This is a genomic window from Kribbella rubisoli (genome assembly GCF_004217145.1).
GTDB lineage: Bacteria > Actinomycetota > Actinomycetes > Propionibacteriales > Kribbellaceae > Kribbella > Kribbella rubisoli.
In genome coordinates, this window is the sequence record NZ_SHKR01000012.1 from 1048527 (window position 1) to 1064030 (window position 15504).

At 67.1% G+C, this 15504-nt stretch carries 12 protein-coding genes and 1 pseudogene; 7 read left to right on the top strand and 6 right to left on the bottom strand.

What is annotated here, in order from left to right; all coding sequences use genetic code 11:
- Positions 1-480: 480 nt before the first annotated feature.
- The gene (locus EV645_RS42805; protein ID WP_242000531.1) at positions 481-867 is read right to left on the bottom strand and encodes a hypothetical protein; all 387 of its coding nucleotides are present in this window, start codon (positions 865-867) and stop codon (positions 481-483) included.
- A gap of 128 nt (positions 868-995) precedes the next feature.
- Positions 996-1097 (bottom strand): annotated as a pseudogene (locus EV645_RS43295) (type IV toxin-antitoxin system AbiEi family antitoxin domain-containing protein); the annotation flags it as partial.
- A gap of 594 nt (positions 1098-1691) precedes the next feature.
- Here EV645_RS43295 and EV645_RS19275 point away from each other — a divergent pair.
- Positions 1692-2516: an alpha/beta fold hydrolase gene (locus EV645_RS19275; RefSeq protein ID WP_130445263.1), complete on the top strand. Its 825-nt coding sequence runs from the start codon at positions 1692-1694 to the stop codon at positions 2514-2516.
- Positions 2517-2803: 287 nt separating this feature from the next.
- Here the strand turns inward: EV645_RS19275 and EV645_RS19280 are convergent, their stop codons facing one another.
- Positions 2804-3118, bottom strand: coding sequence for a MerR family transcriptional regulator (locus EV645_RS19280; protein ID WP_130445264.1), 315 nt, complete (start codon positions 3116-3118; stop codon positions 2804-2806).
- A gap of 727 nt (positions 3119-3845) precedes the next feature.
- Between EV645_RS19280 and EV645_RS19285 the strand changes: the two genes are divergently transcribed.
- Positions 3846-4043, top strand: a complete 198-nt coding sequence (locus EV645_RS19285) for a hypothetical protein (protein ID WP_130445265.1) — start codon at positions 3846-3848, stop codon at positions 4041-4043.
- A complete protein-coding gene (locus EV645_RS19290; RefSeq protein ID WP_130445478.1) occupies positions 4043-6988 on the top strand; it encodes a helix-turn-helix transcriptional regulator in 2946 nt (981 codons plus the stop codon). Before EV645_RS19285 ends, EV645_RS19290 begins: the two co-directional genes overlap by 1 nt.
- 69 nt (positions 6989-7057) lie before the next feature.
- On the opposite strand, the gene EV645_RS19295 is transcribed toward EV645_RS19290, so the two are convergent.
- Positions 7058-8359 (bottom strand): NAD(P)/FAD-dependent oxidoreductase, encoded by a 1302-nt coding sequence (locus tag EV645_RS19295; RefSeq protein WP_130445266.1) that lies wholly within the window; start codon positions 8357-8359, stop codon positions 7058-7060.
- A gap of 197 nt (positions 8360-8556) precedes the next feature.
- Between EV645_RS19295 and EV645_RS19300 the strand changes: the two genes are divergently transcribed.
- A complete protein-coding gene (locus tag EV645_RS19300) occupies positions 8557-11304 on the top strand; it encodes an AAA family ATPase (RefSeq protein WP_130445267.1) in 2748 nt (915 codons plus the stop codon).
- A gap of 147 nt (positions 11305-11451) precedes the next feature.
- Entirely contained in the window at positions 11452-12201 is a 750-nt protein-coding gene (locus EV645_RS19305) for an SDR family oxidoreductase (protein ID WP_130445268.1), read from the top strand.
- A 300-nt stretch (positions 12202-12501) separates the two neighbouring features.
- Here the strand turns inward: EV645_RS19305 and EV645_RS19315 are convergent, their stop codons facing one another.
- Together EV645_RS19315 and EV645_RS19320 are read right to left on the bottom strand one after the other, a co-directional pair.
- Positions 12502-13476: a ring-cleaving dioxygenase gene (locus EV645_RS19315; RefSeq protein WP_130445269.1), complete on the bottom strand. Its 975-nt coding sequence runs from the start codon at positions 13474-13476 to the stop codon at positions 12502-12504.
- 36 nt (positions 13477-13512) lie between these two features.
- Positions 13513-14364 carry an alpha/beta hydrolase gene (locus EV645_RS19320; RefSeq protein ID WP_130445270.1) on the bottom strand — a complete coding sequence of 284 codons (852 nt, stop codon included), beginning with the start codon at positions 14362-14364 and terminating at the stop codon, positions 13513-13515.
- 250 nt (positions 14365-14614) lie between these two features.
- On the opposite strand from EV645_RS19320, the gene EV645_RS19325 reads away from it, so the two are divergent.
- Both EV645_RS19325 and EV645_RS19330 read left to right on the top strand, forming a co-directional pair.
- A complete protein-coding gene (locus EV645_RS19325) occupies positions 14615-15163 on the top strand; it encodes a COG4315 family predicted lipoprotein (RefSeq protein WP_130445271.1) in 549 nt (182 codons plus the stop codon).
- 38 nt (positions 15164-15201) lie between these two features.
- Entirely contained in the window at positions 15202-15477 is a 276-nt protein-coding gene (locus EV645_RS19330; protein ID WP_130445272.1) for a hypothetical protein, read from the top strand.
- Positions 15478-15504: the final 27 nt, after the last annotated feature.

Consider the following 15504-nt stretch of genomic DNA (forward strand, 5'->3'; position numbering starts at 1 on the left):
ACGACGAGGTTCTCGCCAATTATGCTACAGCCCACGTATCGAAAGGCTTGGATGACCATCGGGCAGTGGACGGGTCGCCGAAGATCGTGAAGCACGTGCATTTCGCCCGCCGGCATCACAAGCAACACCGGCAAGCAGCAGACCAAATCGGCAGCTGTCGAGCAGATTATTCAGGGAATCCGCGAGGCCAGTGCTGATAGCGACGGCTCAGATCTGTTCGCAGGCGTCAAGTTGGCCCCCGACTGCGGCGACTGCGGCGACTGCGTCATCATCGACTCTGGCCTGCCTGACGCAGGCGTGATCGATATGACTCGGCCGGGCTACAAGACGGTCGATGGACTCCTCGCAACCCGTCATGTTGCCGAGTTGCGTGTGCTCAGAGATTGAGCAAAGTCGCCGTCAGCCGCCGTACGACAGGGGCTCGTACAGCTCGGCCGTAGGTAGACGCGACCGGCAGTGTGTCGCGGGCTGGATTGACCATCAGGCGAGCACCGCTTCGACGGCCGGCCGGATGACGGACAGCGCGTGCAGTTCGCGTGCGATGCCTTGCAGATTCCCGGCCCCGTCGGGCCCACTGGTTCGCAGGTATCGGCCGAGCGCCGCCAGGGCCAGTGTCTGACCGATGCGGTTGCGGTGGCGCATGGCATCGACCACGCTGCGGGCTGCGTCGTAGACCGGTACGAACTCGCCTGGTGCCGCCTCGTACTGCTCGATGTTGAGATCGAAGGTCTTGGCCGCGTACTGCGCGACGACGATGGGCGGGTAGGAGATCGCCGGACGGCGAGTTCCGCGCGGTACGGCGATGTGTACAGCAGCCCCGGTATGTCGTCGATCAGATCGTGAAGCGCGAGGACGGACTCGCCGCACACGACTGTGTGGGAAGCTCGGGTGTGTACCGCCAGCAGGTCAAGGTGTGCAGTCTCGGGGGCGTCTGACCGCCGGTAGACACCGCGTGAGAGTTCAAGCGCAGCGCCTTCGCTAACCAACGTCGCCAGATCCCGTGACGGGACGCCAGCCCGGAGCGCCTGCGCTGTGGTGAAAGTGGGCGGCAGCATCGCCAGCCGTTGGCGTGCACGAGGCTGATCCACGGGTGCCATGCATCACCTCATACCCCGTGATGGTTTGAGGGTGCGATTTGATACACACTGCCTCGAGCCCTCGCTTCGAGATCGGCCGAGGCCCGCGTGGTCAATCACGTCTTCAGGGCGACTCCGACCCCGGTGAGGGTGAGAGCGCCTCCGGAGCAGATCGCTTTGGGCGCTGCTGACAGTGGCCCAAGCTGCGAAATGCCTGTTCAGACTGCGATCGGCTTGACGCCGCTCGCGAATGAACAGTTGTTGTCAGCGAACGAACGGCCTCGCGCCCATGCTGCGAGGCAGATGTGAGGACCGATGCCACCAAACACGCCAGCGGACCTGCATACGCCGGCACCGCCCCGGAATGGTGAACTCAGTTTCGACGACGTGAGGTGCGACGGGCGGGCTGACGACTACTGAACTGACGGGTTCCACAGATTGTCTGTCGCGCGTAACGTGGCGTCCGTCGGGGTGGGCGAGAAAGCCAAAACCTCTTGCTGGCAAAGGGTTTCGTGCTGACGGCGATCGGCTCTGGACCCAAGGCCTTGGGCATTCTGTGCTTGCCCAGGTCCTATCGAGTTATGCCTGGATGACATGCATCGAGGGGGCATCACCGTGGGAACAATCACGACCAGCGACGGCACCGAGATCTTCTACAAGGACTGGGGCGAGGGACAACCGATCGTCTTCAGTCACGGGTGGCCGCTGTCAGCTGACGACTGGGACAACCAGCTGCTGTTCTTCCTGTCGAAGGGGTACCGCGTCATCGCGCACGACCGCCGCGGACACGGGCGGTCCACGCAGACCGGTGACGGACACGACATGGACCACTACGCCGACGACCTCAAAGCCGTTGTCGACCACCTCGACCTGCACGACGCCATTCACGTCGGTCACTCGACCGGTGGCGGCGAGGTCGCGCACTACCTGGGCCGGCACGGCGAGGACCGGGCCGCCAAGGCCGCTCTCATCAGCGCCGTACCGCCGCTGATGCTGAAGACCGATGCCAACCCGGAGGGTCTGCCGAAGGAGGTCTTCGACGACCTGATGGCGCAGCTGGCCGCGAACCGCTCGCAGTTCTACCGCGCGCTCCCGGAGGGGCCGTTCTACGGCTTCAACCGGCCCGGTGTGGAGTCCTCCGAGGCGATCATCGCGAACTGGTGGCGCCAGGGCATGATGGGCGGCGCGAAGGCCCACTACGACGGCATCGTCGCGTTCTCCCAGACCGACTTCACCGCGGATCTGCAGCAGATCACCATCCCGGTCCTGGTGATGCACAGCGAGGACGACCAGATCGTTCCGTACGTCGCGGCCGGGCCGAAGTCGGCCGAGTTGCTGAAGAACGGGGTCCTCAAGACCTACAAGGACTACCCGCACGGCATGCCGACCACTCAGGCCGACGTCATCAACGCCGACCTGCTGGAGTTCCTGCAGTCTTAGAAGTCCGACCCTGCACCTCAGGTCCGAGCCTCTCCGCCCCGCTGGACCGTTCGCTGGCCTACACCAGCTGTCTTGGCCGCTGCTGGACGAGCTCGATCGCCTCTCCGCGCCACAGCGAGAGTCGCTCGGCACGGCCCTCGGCTTGGAGGCAGGCCCTGCGCCGGACAGGTTCTTGGTGGGTCTGGCGGTGTTGGGCCTGCTGGCCGCCGCCACGGCTGAGCGTCACGTCCTCGCCGTCGGGGGGCGTGGCCGAGGTCGGTCGGCAGGTGCGTGGCTGTCGTCGGTCGCTAGCCCTGTTCCCGCTTCTGCTCGTTGATGCGGAGGGCTTCGGCGAGTTGGTCTTCCAAGATGATGATCCGGCAGGCGGCCTCGAGGGCGGTGCCTTGGTCGACGAGTTCTCGGGCGCGGGCGGCGATGCGGAGCTGGTAGCGGGAGTAGCGGCGGTGTCCGCCATCGGAGCGTTGTGGGTTGATCAGTTTCGCTTCGTCCAGGCTCCGCAGGAACCCTGGCGTCGTGCCGAGCATTTCCGCGGCCCGGCCCATCGTGTAAGCGGGGTAGTCGTCATCGTCGAAGTTGGCCGGTCCGGCCGGGGTTGAACTCATCGGGGTCTCCGTGTGCAGGTCTGGGGTCATCGAACCTCCATGCCGATGGGCCCCGGTGCGGAAAGCACCGGGGCCCAGGGGTTGTTGGATTGTCACCATCTACCGGCCGTGAGGCCGGTCTTGCATGTCCGCAGCGCGCCACGTGAAGGCTGCCACTGCGGGGATCGCTGAATGCGTAACCGAAGACCACCTTCCCATCTGATGGAGCTACGGCACCCGCCCGGCGAAGTACTGGCACTGGCGGGCGATCCGACGGTGTAATCCCTTCCCTTCTCTCTCGAACAACAACTACCTACTGCTACCTCAGCTACGAACTGCAACTACGGAACTGCGCACTACCTACTGCGACTACGAAACTGCGACTTCAACCGCTGACTGCAACTGCGCACTGCAACTGCTACTTCCATCCGTCAAGCCCGGAACCCTTTCCGACCACTGGCTCCAGTGACTCTGACCGGATCCTGGCGGGAGACCCGAGCCCTTTCACAGATCGGCCCGGCGGAGTCCGCCGTCGTACCTACTTCACTTCACAACCACACTCTTGGACAGAACGGTAGCTGTCCACGTCAGCTTCGCTGTTCTTCTCTGTCGACACGAAGAACACTACACAACCCGCATGACGATGTCTAATCCCGCCACCACAGATATCGGGCGTGTCCTGGATGAGCTTCGAATGACCTCGGGTACGGCGCAGGATCCGGCGACCCCCGACTGACGCAGCCGGCTGGTGAGCGCTTCGGAGGTCGTGCGACTGATCTGCGAGGTCGTTCGCGAACACCTGGCGGTATCAGTACTCATCGGCCTACTGCGTGTACTACTGCAGCGTCATCGTCGGCACGGCCTGCTGGCTGCGAATGTGCCGGCGAGCCGGGCCGCCTTCGTCCGCCACAGGGGACGGATCTCCGGTGAGACGGTGCCGGTGTGATGCAGACCGACCCAGTCCAGGCCGTGGCGGATGTCGGTGACGCGGAGCTTGGAGACGGTGTCGAGGATCTTTCCTACGGGCGTTGTCGAGCGCCGTGCTTGGTGCCTCTCGCCGAGTGGTTAGGCGTCCTGTGTCCCGGGAGTGATTCGTGGTTTTCCTCCCGGGATCTGATTGCCCGCTGCGTTGTTCCCGGCAAGACTGAGGCCGTGCCCATCTTGCGGGGGCGTCAGTCTGAATGCCGGCAGCTACAGCGGCTGGTCGATGCCGTCCGTCACGGTGATAGCCGGGCCTTGGTGATTTCCGGTGAGGCGGGGATCGGCAAGTCGGCGTTGCTCACGTATCTGGAGGCCGAGGCTTCCGGCTGCTCGGTGGTGCGGGTGGCCGGGGTACAGGCTGAGGTGGAGCTGGCCTATGCCGGGTTGCATCAACTGTGTTCGCCGCTACTGGACCGGCTGGACCGGATCCCGGCGCCGCAGCGTGATGCCCTCCGCACTGCCTTCGGCCTGGGGTCCGGGCCGGCGCCCGATCGCTTCCTGGTCGGCCTGGCCCTCTTGAGCTTGATGGCCGCTGCGGCGGCCGAGCGCCCGCTCGTCTGCGCGGTCGACGACGCACAATGGCTGGATCGCACGTCGAGCGAGAGTCTTGCGTTCGTGGGTCGCAGGTTGATGGCGGAGTCTGTTCTGCTGGTGTTCGCGCTGCGGGACTCTGCCGACGTGCAGTCGTTCGCGGGGCTGCCGCAACTGGTCCTGCCCGGTCTGCTGCCGGAGGATGCCAAGGACCTCCTGGCGGCGGCGATTCCCGGACCGCTGGATGAGGGGGTGCGGGACCGCATCGTCGCCGAGACACGCGGGAATCCACTCGCACTGCTGGAGCTGCCCCGAGGACTGACCTACGCCGAGCTAGCGGGTGGATTTCGCCTGCCGGAACCGCAGGACCTGTCGGACCGGATCGAGTCGAGCTTCCAGCGCCGACTCGACGTACTGCCGTCCGATACCCGCCGGTTGCTGCTGCTGGCGGCCGTCGACCCTACCGGCGAGCCGGCGCTGCTCTATCGCGCGGCATCCTGGCTCGGTGTCAAGGTGGACGGGCATGACCTGACCGGATTCGATGGGCTGCTCGAGTGGGGCACGCGGGTGATCTTCTGCCATCCACTCGCGCGGTCGGCTGTCTACCGAGCGGCCCCGCCGGAACAGCGCAGGGAGGCACACCGTGCGTTGGCCGAAGCCACCGATCCGGTGCGCGACGCTGACCGTCGGATCTGGCATCTTGCGCATGCAACGCAGGAACCCGACGAAGGCCTGGCCGCCGAACTCGAACACTCCGCCGAACGGGCACAGGCCCGCGGGGGTCTGGCTGCAGCCGCTGCCTTTCTCGAACGAGCGACACAACTGACCCCGGGCCGCACACAGCAGGTATGGCGCGCCCTCGCCGCCGCGCGATTCGAACTCCAGATCGGCGCACCGGACTCGACGCACACGATGCTCTCGATCGCCGAGGAGGGAGACCCCGACGACCTCCAGCGCGCACACATCGACCTGCTGCGAGCAGAAGCCGTCTTCGCCTCGAGCCGTGGCCATGAGGCTCCCGGACTCCTCCTGAGTGCCGCACACCGGCTGGAATCGCTGGACACCAAGCTGGCTCGGGACACCTACCTGGACGCGCTCTCCGCCGCGATGTTCGCCGGGCGCCTTGCCGTTCGCACGGGTGTCGGCGTAGCCGAGGTGGCCCAGGCCGCGCGGCGGACCCCGCGTTCACGCGAGCCGGACCATGGTGACCTGCTCTTTGATGCGCTCGTCACCCGCTTCAGCGACGGTTACACCGCCGCAGTCCCGCTGTCGAAGCGAGCGCTGCGTGCATTCCGTAGTAGCGACCTCACGCTGGAGGACGGGCTGCGATGGTCCTGGCTCGCCGATGCGATCGCGGCGGACCTGTGGGACGACGAGAGTTGGGACGTCCTCGGCGGTCGCCATGTCCGGCTGGCCAGGGGGGCCGGAGCGCTTGGTGAGCTCGTCCTCGCGCTCAACTCGCGCATCGTTCTCGAGCTGTTCGCAGGTCACTCCGGGACAGCGGTGGCGCTGACAGACGAAGCGAGTGTCGTGACCGAGACGATCGGAGCCGGCTCGATGCCCTACGGCGCGCTCTGGCTGGCGGCCTGGCAGGGCCGCGAAGAGGCACTCGCGCTGATCGGGGCCTGGGCTGCCGAGGCGGCTGCTCGCGGTGAAGGAATCGGCCAGACGGTGGCGCAGGCAGCCCGCGCCCTGCTCCTCAACGGCTTGAGGCAGTTCGAAGGCGCGATGGCCGAAGCCCGGCTTGCCAGCGAGTCGCCACAGGAACTGGCCGCGTCCAACTGGGGACTGACCGAGTTGATCGAGGCAGCGGTCCGCACCGGCCACGACAAAGTAGCTGCCGACGCGTTCGCACGCCTCTCGCAGATGACGAGTGCAAGTGGCACGGAGTGGGCACACGGACTGGAAGCTCGGTCCCGTGCGTTGATCAGTGATGACGACAGCGCGGAACCGTTCTACCGCGAGGCGATCGAGCGGCTCGGCCACACGCGGGTGCGTGCCGAGCTGGCCCGGGCCGGCCTCCTGTACGGCGAGTGGCTGCGCCGCCGGGGCCGCCGCCAGGACGCGCGTGAACAGTTGCGGGCGGCGCACGAGATGTTCACCGAGATGGGAGCCGAGGCTTTCGCCGAGCGCGCCCGTCATGAGCTCACCGCCGTCGGCGAGAAGTTGCGCAGGCGCGTCCTCCCTGCCGCCGGCCAGCTGACCGCGCGCGAAGCACAGGTCGCCCGCCTGGCCCGCGACGGGCTGTCCAATCCTGAAATCGGCGCCCGCCTGTTCCTGAGCCCCCGCACCGTCGAGTACCACCTGGGCAACGTCTTCGCAAAGCTCGGCATCACTTCCCGCCACGAGCTCGACCGTCTACCCAGCGGCGTCCGATAGCGATCGACGAGATCCTCGTGTCAGCGCGGGTGCGGCCGGCGCGTCGTACTTTCGATCGGCCCCGGCACGTCAGACCTCCTGGCTCATGATGGACGGGCTGGTGCAGTCGAGCCGCACTCGACGTGCGTCGATCAGGCCGAGCTGTACTGCTCGCGGCGGCATGATCGTATTGACAGCCCAATCTGTTGAGGTACGAGTGCGGTTGCCCGGCAGGGAGTAGAGGTGGTACCCGCGGGTGACTGTCTTGGCGGCCAGGCCGGAGAGCGGGATGTGCAGCGGGTTCGCGGCCGCCTGGCGGCCACCGAGATCAACCAGGAAGCCGAGGTCGTGATGCTTGTAGGTCTGCAGGTCCTCCCCTCGCAGCGAGGCCGCGACGTTGCGGGCCACCAGTTTGCCCTGCCGCTGGGCGTGCTGCGCGGTCATACCCGTGATCGACCCCGGACGCGTGACATCGGGCACCGCCGCGCAGTCCCCGACGGCGAAGACGTGCGCGCGGCCGCGCACCAGGAGTGTCTCGTGGACCTGGAGCCGGCCATGATCGGTGGGCAATGACAGCGCGTCGACGAGTGGGTCCGGGCGTACGCCGACGCACCAGATCAGAGATCGGGTCGTGATCTGTTCACCAGTGGTCATCTGCAAGCATTCGGGCCCTGCGTAGCCGACGGATTGCCCGAGACGTACTTCGACACCACGCTTGCGCAGGACCCGCTCGGCGGTCTTCGACATGCGCGGGCTGAGTCCCGGAAGGAGCCGATCGGCGAGGTCGGCAACCAGCCAGCGCACCGGCTGGTTGCGCAGGGCAGGAAGCTGACGAACCAGGCGTGTGGTCAACAGTTGGCCCTGCGCGACGACCTCGGTGCCGGTATAGCCGGCGCCGATCACGACGAACGTGCACCTTGCGTCACGCTCGTCGCGGTCGTTGGTGACGGCCGCGAGCTCCAGTTGGCGGGTGATGTGATCGCGCAGGAACAACGCCTCGGAGATGCTACGGAACCCGTGGGCGTACTCGGCCACCCCCGGGATCGGGAGCAGCTTGTTCACGCTGCCCGCGGCGAGTACGAGACGATCGAAGTCCGTTACGCTGAGCCGCCCCTCGGGGTCGGCCCATTCGACCCGGTGACCGTCGATGTCGATGTGCGTGGCGGTCCCCAGCAGCAGTTTCACCTTCGGCAGCCGGTCGGGCAGGGACACGCAGATACGGCGCGGTTCGAGGATCCCTGCCGCCACCTCGGGCAGCAACGGAACATAGAGAAAGTAGTCGGTCGGATTGATCAGCACGATCTCGGCGTCGGGAGCGTGCTTCTGCAGACCTCTGGCGGCGTGGTACCCCGCGAACCCGGCACCCACGATCACTACGCGTGGAACGCTCATTGATGGTCAGGGGCGCCGGAACGGGAGGAACCCGGTTCCCCGTCCTCCTCTCGAACGGTACGGCGGAGTCTTCCGCCTCCGGATCAGCCTGCAGGCCGGCAGCGGTGCATCGCATCCGGGAGGCACGGGGCCGATTCACCGGGGCTGTCGGGTCAGGCGCTCTTGGCCGCGGAATCGAAGAGGGCTACGTTTCAAAGATGTTGGTTGATCGGCGCACCGAGTGCCGTCACCTCGACGAACTGCTGGACACCGTGCGAAACGGCACCAGCCGGTCGGTGCTGATCCGGGGAGATGTCGGGATCGGCAAGTCGGCGTTGCTGGAGTATCTGGTGGCCGAGGCATCGGGGTGCCGGGTGGTGCGGGTGGCCGGGGTGCAGGCCGAGTCTGAGCTGGCGTTCGCCGGACTGCATCAGCTGTGCGCGCCTTTGCTGGATCGCCTCGATCGGATTCCGGTGCCACAACACGACGCGCTTGGCACGGCGTTCGGTCTCCGGACAGGCCCCGCGCCGGACCGCTTTCTGGTGGGTTTGGCCGTGTTGAGTCTGCTGGCTGCCGCGGCGGCGGAGCGTCCGTTGATCTGTGTGGTCGATGACGCGCAGTGGCTGGACAGGATCTCGGCTGAGTCTCTTACGTTCGTGGGTCGTCGCTTGGTGGCCGAGTCGGTCGGGCTGGTGTTCGCGTCGCGTGACCCGGTGGATGAGCAGGTGTTCGCCGGGCTGCCGCAGTTGGTGCTGGACGGGCTGCTTCCAGACGATGCGCGAGAGCTGCTCGCGGTGGTGATTCCCGGATCATTGGACGAGCAGGTTCGCGACCGGATCGTCGCCGAGACGCGCGGAAACCCGCTTGCTTTGATCGAGCTGCCACAGGAGGTGAGCTACGCCCAACTGGCTGGTGGTTTCGGCTTGCTGGACGCCAAGAGCCTGACGGGACGGATCGAAGACAGCTTCCGGCGCCGACTCACGCCGCTGTCGCCTGATCTGCGCCGGTTGCTCCTCGTCGCCGCCATCGAGCCGATGGGGCAACCTGCGCTGGTACTCCGGGCAGCTCAGCGGCTCGGTATCGCCGCCGACACGATGGACCTGCCCGAGTTCGCAGGCCTGCTGCGAACGGGGGAGCGGATCACGTTCCGCCATCCGCTGGTGCGCTCGGCCATCTACGCAGAGGCGACCCCGGAGGAACGCCGGAAGACACATCGTGCGCTGGCCGAAGTCACGGACCCGGCCGGCGACGCCGATCGCCGGGTGTGGCACTTGGCCCACGCCGCGAGCGGCCCGGACGAAAACGTGGCCGCCGAGTTGGAGCGGTCGGCCGGCCGGGCCGGCGCGCGGGGTGGGCTTGCGGCGGCCGCCGCGTTCCTCGAGCGCGCCGCGCGGCTGACGGTCGACCCTGCGCACCGTTCTGCCCGGGCGCTGGACGCTGCACAGGCCAAGCTCCAGGCGGGCGCGTTCCAGGCGGCAGTCGACCTGCTCGCCATGGCCGAATCCGGCCCGTTGAGTGAACTCGAGCAGGCGCGCGTCGACCTCATGCGGGCCCAGCTCGCGTTCGTCACGAGTCGGGGAAAGGACGCGCCCCCGCTGCTGTTGAAGGCTGCCAAACGCCTCGAGCCGATCGACATCGAGCTGTGCCGGGCGACGTACTTGGACGGGCTGACCGCCGCGATGTTCGTGGGCGCGCTGGCCAGTCCAGGAGGCGGCACCATGGATGTGGCCCGCGCTGCCGGTACGGCGCCGCAACCGCTGCACCGCTTGCGGGCCCCCGACCTCCTGCTGGACGGCCTGGCAGCCAACTTCAACGACGGATATGCGGCCGCAGCGCCGATGCTGCGGCAGGCTCTGGCTGTTTTCGGCACCGATATGTCTCCCGACGAGGAACTGCGATGGCTGTGGCTGGGGACCGAGGCCGCGTTGCATCTGTGGGACGACGAGGCGTGGCACACGCTCTCGGCTCGGTACGTCGAGCTCGCGCGTGCGGGCGGCGCGTTGAGTGAGCTCCCCCTGGCCCTCAGCACGCGCGCGTACATGCTGCTCTTCGCTGGCGACCTGGCCGCGGCGACGTCACTGGTCGACGAGGGACATGCGGTGACCGAGGCCACGGGCAGCAGCCTGGCGCCGTACAGCGCCATGGCCCTGGCCGCGTTGTCCGGACGGCAGGACGAGGCGTCGGCCCTGATCGAGACCACGATCAGAGAAGTGACTCGCCGAGGCGAAGGCATCGGGATAGCCGTCGCGCACTGGACGAACGCGGTCCTGTGCAACGGGCTCGGCAACTACCCCGAGGCGGCGACCGCCGCCGAGGAGGCACTCCGTCACCAGGAGTACCCCGGTCTTCGGTACCCCGGAGTGGCGAACTGGGCCGTGACCGAGCTGATCGAGGCAGCCGTGCGCAGCGGCAGGCATGAGACCGCCGCCGAGGCCTTCGACTGGATCGCCACGATGACGGGGGCCAGTCGCACCGAGTGGGCGCTGGGGTTGGAGGCGCGGTGCCGCGCTCTGCTGACCGAGGGCGAAGGCGCCGAGAAGCTGTATCAGGAGGCGATCGCGCGGCTGCGACGTACGCGGGTGCGTGGAGAGCTGGCGCGGGCCACGTTGCTGTACGGGGAGTGGCTGCGCCGACGGGGTCGCCGCGTGGACGCGCGAGACCAGCTGCGCATGGCGCACGAGATGTTCAGCTCGATGGGCGCAGAGGCGTTCGCCGAGCGGGCGCGCCATGAACTGGTGTCCACGGGGGAGAAGGCGCGTAAGCGGACGGTGTCCACCAGCAGTCAGCTCACGGAGCGGGAGACTCAGGTCACTCGGTTGGCTCGCGACGGGCTTTCCAATCCCGAGATCAGCACCCGGCTCTTCTTGAGTCCGCGCACTGTCGAGTACCACCTGGGAAACGTCTTCGCCAAGCTCGGCATCAGGTCCCGCCACGAGCTCAGCCGCTGGTCCGGGGGCCTCCGGTAACGAGGTCCTGGGCAGTCAGGCCCGCTGCCGAACCCCGGGTGGAAACCCAGGGTGTCCACGGGGGCCAGGGGCACTGACGTGGCGCCATGGTGATGCCATGCGAACGGCCGCGGAATACCGCGGCATCCTGAGCGGAGGAGAATCGACATGGCCAATCCAGACCCCAGCAATCTTCCCCGGGTCGCGGTCGTCACCGGCGGGTCGGGCGGCATCGGCCGCGAGGTCTCACACCGGTTGGCCGCCGACGGGATGAGCGTGCTGGTGCACTACGCGGGCAATCAGGTCACGGCCGACGAGATCGTCAAGTCGATCTCGGACGCCGGCGGGACCGCAAGCAGCTACGGAGCCGACGTCGCCGACGAGCTGCAGGTCGCTGAGCTGTTCGACACCGCGGAGCAGTTGTACGGCGGTGTCGACGTGGTGGTGCACACCGCCGGCATCATGCTGCTGTCGCGGCTGACCGAGTTCAATCTCGAGGACCTGGACCGGATGCATCGCATCAACATTCGCGGCACGTTCCTCGTCAACCAGCAGGCCGCCCGCCGCATCCGGCGGGGCGGGGCGATCGTCAACTTCTCGTCTTCGGTCGTCAAGCTCGCTTTCGAGGGCTACACCGGCTACGCGGCCACCAAGGGCGCTGTGGACGCGATGACCCTGATCCTGGCCAAGGAACTCCGCGGCCGCGATGTCACGGTGAACGCCGTAGCGCCCGGCCCGACGGCGACCGCACTGTTCCTCGACGGCAAGGACCAGGCCACCATCGACACATTGGCAAACCTCGCTCCGCTGCAGCGGCTCGGCGTACCGAGCGACATCGCCGAGGCCGTCTCCTTCATCGCCGGACCCGCCCGATGGGTCAACGGGCAGGTCGTTTACGTCAACGGCGGCGTCGTGTGAGGCTCCGGCCTTCCCAATCACCACCAGGAGATCAGCCATGTCCAAGCACATCATCGTGACCGGCGCCTCGAGCGGAACGAGCTGGGCGACCAGGTCCGGGAAGAGTTCTACCAGCGAATCGGCCTCGCCGATCTGCTCGCCCCTCGCGTGCAGTGAGCCTGCAGGCGAGGGGCTTCGAGGCTCTGAAACGGCGCCATCGCGGCGAGCGCGTCGGGCGCCAGCCACCGGTGCCGTGCAACAGCAGAAGAGGTGGAGCGCCTGAGTCCGGTAGCCAGACCTGCGCGCGCTGAAGCTCGGCGTTCATCGGTGGACGTCTTCCGGTTGCGGCGGCAGTGGTACTCGCAGCGTCGGCAGGGAAGCCTGGATCTGCTCGCGGTTCGGCTCCAGCCACGGCGGAAGTTTGAGATGCTGGCCGAGCTCCAGCAGCGGTTCGTCCACGGTGAATCCGGGCTGGTCGGTCGCGATCTCCAGCAGGACGCCGCCGGGTTCGCGGAAGTAGATCGAGGTGAAGTACTGCCGATCGAGGATTTCGGTGACCTGGATACCCGCCTCGATCAGCTCGAGGCGCCACCTGGCCTGGGTCTCTCCGTCAGGGGCCCTGAAGGCGATGTGGTGGACTGTCCCGGCCGCCTGCAGTCCCCGGGAGGCCTTGCTGGGAAGGACATCCACCGCGGTTCCGGATTCTTCTCGCGACATCACGAACCGGGTCCGGTCGGAGGTGTTGTGGCCGTACTGCATCCCGAGCATGCCGCCGAGCATCTCGGCGGTGGGCTCGAGCAACAGCTCCGTCATCGTCACCGAGAACAGGCCCCGGATCGCGTTGTCGGACGGCACTGCGGCAGCGCCGTCCCACCCCGAGCGGGAATCATCGCCGGAGGCGACCAACTCGATCACCAATCCGTCGGGATCCCGCAACCGCAGTACCTCTTCGTCGGAGCGCGCAACGGGATCGTCCGCGTCGACACCGAGTGCCTTGAGGCGTGTCTGCCACCAGCCGAGCGACTCCGGCGGGACGCTGAAGGCGGTGGCCGTGGTCATGCCGACTCCTTGTCTGCCTGCGTGGACTCCTGGCCAGGGAAAGAACGTCAGGAGAGTGGACGGCCGGCCCGATTCATCACCGTAGTACAGGTGGTAAGTGTCCGGAGCGTCGAAGTTGACCGTCCGCTTGACCAGGCGCAGCCCCAGCACTGTCGTGTAGAAGTCGACGTTGCGTTGCGGATCCTCCGCAATCGCAGTGACGTGATGAAGCCCGTGTGGTGCGACCGTGTGAGCCATCTCGCTGTCCTTTCTTTCCGTGCCGGTCGGGGGGTGTCACATCAGCATCGTCCGCAGCCAAGCCGCCGTGCTGGCCAGTGTGGGCGCGCTGTCGAACTCCGCGTCCTCGTGCCCTGCGTTGGCCAGGAGCTCGAACCGGCTTCGTGCGCCGGCATGAGCGAGTGCCTGGTGGAGGGAGAGACCCTCCGAGGAGAGAACTATCCGGTCGCGATCACCGTGGGCGATCAGAAACGGTGGTGCCTGCGGCGATACCCGCGAAAGCAGACTGAATCCGCGGGCCCGCTCGGCCAGCTCTGCCGGATCAGAAATGCCCAGCAGCTCCGCCTCGAACCGGAACGGCACAAGTCTTGCCTCGAGCTCGCTGCGCGCCGCCGACGACTCGAGATCTGCCGGGCCGAACCAGTGGACTACTGCCTGCACAGCACTGGACTGGTCGAGGTTGCCGCCGACCGCACCCTCCAGCGCCGTGTCGCCTTCGGACAAAGCCAGCAGGGAGCCCAGGTACGCTCCCGCCGAACTGCCCCAGATGCCGAGTCGCCGAGTGGGGAGCCCGAGGCGGGACTCGTGGGCGCGCAGCCATCGCACAGCTCCCTTGAGATCGTGTAGCTGCTGGGGAAACACAGCGTGCGGTGCCAGCCGGTAGTCGACCGAGACAACGGTCACGCCGTACGCCGTGAGGGGGCCGAGGCGCTTGGCGCCGTCCTCAACTTTGTTGCCGCGGATCCATCCGCCGCCGTGTGCGTACACGACGACCGGCGCGTCCGGTCCGGCGGAACGGTAGATGTCGAGGCGCAGCTCGGCACCATCGACGGTTGCGTATACGAGGTCACGTTCGACCACGATGTCGTGCTCGTCGTCGGTCGTCCCGAGTCCCGCTCGCCATGACATGTCGGAGCCTCCCGAGATGGGTGATTGCTCTGCGGACAAGGTCACTGTCGCACTGCAGGCCCCTTCATCGACCCCGTGAGGCCCCGGGGTGCTTCCCCAGTCGGCCCGATGAGGGCGTCGCGTGCAGGTGCCCTGGTCAGGGGACCCGGGATCGAACCCGGGGGCCGCCGGGGTCGAATGCACGCCATCGGCGCGACTGTGGATCCGTCAGGAAACACAACGAGCCAGCACGCCAAGGAGCAATCGAACAATGAGCACCAACCGGAAGTCAGATACGACCCACCTCCAGGTCGCTGGGATGTGCCTCGTGGCCGTCACCCTCACCTTGGCTGCGGCCGGCTGTGGCAGTGACGCAACCAGCTCGACCGGATCGGCGTCGCCGCCGGCCACCGGAGACACGGCGAGGGCGCAAGCCGGCGCACTGGGCACCATTCTCGTGAACGGCGAAGGGCGCACGATGTACGAGTTCGCCAACGACAAGGATGGCAAGTCGACGTGCGCCGCAGCGTGCGCGGCCAACTGGCCGTACGTACCCGCGCCCGCCTCTCTGCCGACGTCGCTGCCCGGCGTGACCGGCAAGCTCGGCGCGACCACGCGCGATGGTGGCGCTCGCCAGCTCACCGTCGCGGGTCACCCCCTGTACACCTTCGTCGGCGACTCGACGCCCGGTCAGACCAATGGTCAGGGCGTCAACCTCAACGGCGGCGTATGGACCGTCGTGTCCCCGGGCGGCGCACCTGTCACGGCCCCAAACCCGCCTGGTCCTTCGACACAGAAACCCCTCGCCTCCGGCTACTGAGGACCTCCACCGCTTACCACGAACAGAAAGTCCTTGCCATGACCACCGAAGCACAGATCCCGAGAACCGTGCTCATTTCAGACCGGCGGACAATTCCGTTGAACGCAGAGGACAGCAGGTTCGATGCCGGCGAAACCTGCGCTCGCTGCGGTCCGAGTGCGCGGGCTCAGGTCAAATGGGTGTTCCCGCCGATCAGCGAGTTCACCCGCCGGCACTGCGACCTGTATCTCTGCGCTCATTGCTCTCTGCTGGGTGGAGCCCAGTTGCGCACCACCAGCATCCTCACCGTGGATCGCACGCCTGACCAGCTTTGAAGCCCGGGACTACCTCAGAGCTCAGTC